Origin of the sequence: Belnapia arida, assembly GCF_016773205.1 — a bacterium.
GTDB lineage: Bacteria > Pseudomonadota > Alphaproteobacteria > Acetobacterales > Acetobacteraceae > Belnapia > Belnapia arida.
Genome location: NZ_JAETWB010000116.1, coordinates 1 through 3336 on the forward strand (window position 1 = coordinate 1; position 3336 = coordinate 3336).

Annotated in this window: 4 protein-coding genes; all 4 read right to left on the minus strand. The window is 68.7% G+C overall.

Annotated features, from left to right (window positions below; translation table 11 throughout):
* Positions 1-689 (minus strand): glucose-1-phosphate thymidylyltransferase RfbA (rfbA, locus tag JMJ56_RS32820; protein ID WP_202836073.1); only part of this gene is annotated, 689 nt, incomplete at its 3' end.
* Positions 686-1579 (minus strand): dTDP-4-dehydrorhamnose reductase, encoded by an 894-nt coding sequence (gene rfbD, locus JMJ56_RS32825; RefSeq protein WP_202836074.1) that lies wholly within the window; start codon positions 1577-1579, stop codon positions 686-688. The genes rfbA and rfbD, both read right to left, overlap by 4 nt.
* Complete coding sequence (rfbB, locus tag JMJ56_RS32830) at positions 1579-2640, minus strand: dTDP-glucose 4,6-dehydratase (RefSeq protein ID WP_202836075.1); 1062 nt, start codon at positions 2638-2640, stop codon at positions 1579-1581. Before rfbB ends, rfbD begins: the two co-directional genes overlap by 1 nt.
* Positions 2641-2642: 2 nt before the next feature.
* Positions 2643-3224: a dTDP-4-dehydrorhamnose 3,5-epimerase gene (rfbC, locus tag JMJ56_RS32835; protein ID WP_202836076.1), complete on the minus strand. Its 582-nt coding sequence runs from the start codon at positions 3222-3224 to the stop codon at positions 2643-2645.
* Positions 3225-3336 lie beyond the last annotated feature (112 nt).

Genomic DNA, 3336 nt, shown 5'->3' on the forward strand with positions numbered 1-3336 from the left:
AGCATGCTGTCATGCGTGCCGGTGTCGAGCCAGGCGTAGCCCCGCCCGAGCCGGGCCACGCGCAGCGTGCCCTCCTCGAGATAGACGCGGTTCAGATCGGTGATCTCAAGCTCGCCCCGTGGCGAGGGCGACAGCTTGCGCGCGATGGCTGGCGCCCGCCCGTCATAGAAATAGAGCCCCGTCACCGCCCAGTCCGACTTCGGCGCCGCCGGCTTCTCCTCGATCGACAGCGCCCGCCCCTCGGCATCGAACTCGACGACGCCGTAGCGCTCCGGGTCTGCCACGCGATATGCGAAGACCGCCGCGCCATGCGCCGCCTGCGCTTCCGCCATCCGCAGGTCGAGCTCGTGCCCGTGGAAGATGTTGTCGCCAAGCACCAGCGCCGAGGGCTCGCCGGCGAGGAACTCCTCCGCCAGCACCAGCGCCATGGCGATGCCGTTCGGCTTCTCCTGCACCTGATAGACCAGGCGGATGCCCCATTGGCTGCCATCGCCCAGCAGCCGCTCGAACAGCGGCATGTCATGCGGCGTCGAGATCACCATGATCTCCCGGATCCCGGCCAGCATCAACACCGAGAGCGGATAGTAGACCATTGGCTTGTCGTAGACCGGCAGCAGCTGCTTCGAGACCGCCAGCGTCGCCGGATAAAGCCGGGTGCCGCTGCCGCCGGCCAGCACGATGCCCTTCATCGGGTGTTCTCCTTCAGCAGCGCATCCAGGCAGCGCGCCAGGCCTTGCCGCCAGTCGGCGGCCTGTATGCCGAGGCGCTCGGCCGCGCGCGTGCAGTCGAGGCGCGAATTGGCCGGCCGCACCGCCCGGGTCGGGTAGTCGGCCGTGGTGATGGCGGTGAGCGTCGGTGCCTTCTGCCCACGCTCGGCAGCGCCGGCGAAGATCGCCTCGGCGAAGCCGTGCCAGGTGGTGTAGGGCTGCCCAGTCAGGTGGAAGATGCCGAAGCAGGCATCGCCCGCTGGCGCCGCTGCCAGCCGGGGCAGCAGCGCGATGGCGGCATCGGCCAGGTCATCGGCGAAGGTCGGCGCGCCATGCTGGTCGGCGACGACGCGCATCTCCGGCCGCTCCCGCCCGAAGCGCAGCATGGTCTTGACGAAGTTGTTGCCGTGCGCCGAGCAGACCCAGGCGGTGCGGAAGGTCACGCTGCGCGGCTGTGCCAGGTGCAGCAGCAGCTCCCCAGCGAGCTTCGAGGCGCCATAGGCCCCGACCGGCGCCGGTGCATCCGCCTCGGTATAGGGGCTGTCCTTCACGCCATCGAAGACATAGTCGGTCGAGTAGTGCACCACCGGCACGCCTGCCCGCGCCGCCGCCTCGCCGAGCAGCCGCGGCCCGGTGGCGTTCACCGCGAAGGCCAACGCCCGGTCGTCCTCGGCGCGATCCACCGCGGTATAGGCGGCGGCGTTGATCACCGCCTGCGGCCGGTGCTGGGCGAAGGCAGCGGCGATTTGCTCCGGGCTGGTCAAGTCGAACTCCGGCGGTTCCAGCCCGACCACCTCATGGCCGGCGGCCGGCAGCCGCGCCAGCAGCTCGGTCGAGACCTGGCCGGTGCGGCCGATGACGAGGACGCGCATCAGCCCACCTTCCCGGCCATGAGGCCCAGCCGCTCGCCGCTGTACTTCTTCTCGCGCAACGGCCGCCACCACCAGTCATTCGCCAGGTACCAGTCGATCGTCGCGGCGATGCCGGTCTCGAAGCTCTGATGCTGGCGCCAGCCAAGCTCGCGCTCGATCTTGCCGCAATCGATGGCGTAGCGCTGGTCATGCCCCGGCCGGTCGGCAACGAAGCGGATCAGCTCCCGCCGCGGCGCCGCGCCCGGACGGCGCTCGTCGAGCAGGTCGCAGATGGTCTCGACCACCTGAAGGTTCCGCCGCTCCGCCCGGCCGCCGATGCAGTAGGTCTCGCCGACCCTGCCATGCTCGACGACGGTGACCAACGCACGCGCATGATCCTCGACATGCAGCCAGTCGCGGATGTTGCTGCCGTCGCCATAGACCGGCAGCGGCTTGCCCTCCAGCGCGTTGAGGATGATGAGCGGGATCAGCTTTTCCGGAAAATGGTACGGCCCGTAGTTGTTCGAGCAGTTCGTCACCAACACCGGCAGCCCATAGGTCTCGTGCCAGGCGCGGACGAGATGGTCGGAGGCCGCCTTGCTCGCCGAATAGGGCGAGCGCGGGTCATAGGCCGTGGTCTCGCTGAACGCGCCCGTCTCGCCGAGCGAGCCGAAGACCTCGTCGGTCGAGATGTGGTGGAAGCGGAAGCGGGCCCGCGCCTCGCCCTCCAGCCCGGCATGGTAGCCGCGCGCCGCCTCCAGCATCGAGAAGGTGCCGTTGATGTTGGTCTGGATGAAGTCCGCGGCACCGGTGATGGAGCGGTCGACATGGCTCTCGGCCGCCAGATGCATCACCGCATCGGGCCGGAACGCCGCCATGGCCGTGCGCATCCGCGCCGTGTCGCAGATATCCGCCTCGAGGAATTCGAAACCGTGCCGTCCCTCGCAATCACGGATGGAGCGCCGGTCCCCCGCATAGGTCAGCTTGTCGACGACGAGCACGGTCGCCCCGCGCTCCAGCACCAGGAGCCGGGTGACGGCCGAGCCGATGAAACCGGCCCCGCCGGTGACCAGGATGCGCATGCTCAAATCCCCGACGTGAAGGCCACCGGAATGTCGCGCAGCCGTGGCGCGCGGCGGTCCTTCTCGGAAAGCTGCACCGCCTCCGCCGTGAAAGGCCAGGGCAAGGCGAGATCCGGGTCATTCCAGGCGATGCCGCGGTCGCAGTCCGGGGCGTAATAATCGGTGACCTTGTAGGCCACCTCCGTCTCCGGCACGAGCGTGCAGAAGCCATGCGCGAAGCCAACCGGGACATAGAGCTGGTGGCCGTTCTCGGCCGTCAGCTCGGCCGCGACATGGTGTCCGTAGGTCGGCGAGCCGCGCCGGATATCGACGGCGATGTCGAGGATCGCGCCGCGCAGCACCCGCACCAGCTTGGCCTGGGCATGCGGCGCCAGCTGGAAATGCAGCCCGCGCACCGTCCCCGCCTGCTCGGATCGGGAATGGTTGTCCTGCACGAAAACATCCGCGATGCCGATCGCCGCGAAGTCCCGCACGCTGTAGCTCTCGACGAAGAAGCCCCGGTGATCGCCGAAGCGGCGGGAAGCGACCAGCACCGGCCCTTCCACAGCAAACCGCGTCGCCGTCTGGTTGCCGCTGGTTGCCATGGAATGTGGGCCTTCCTGCCTGAGGGACACCGACACCGAATGCCTCCACATCTGCTGCAGCGCAACGCGGCGATGTGTAGCACACGAAAATGCGATTGCAATCTTGGATTGC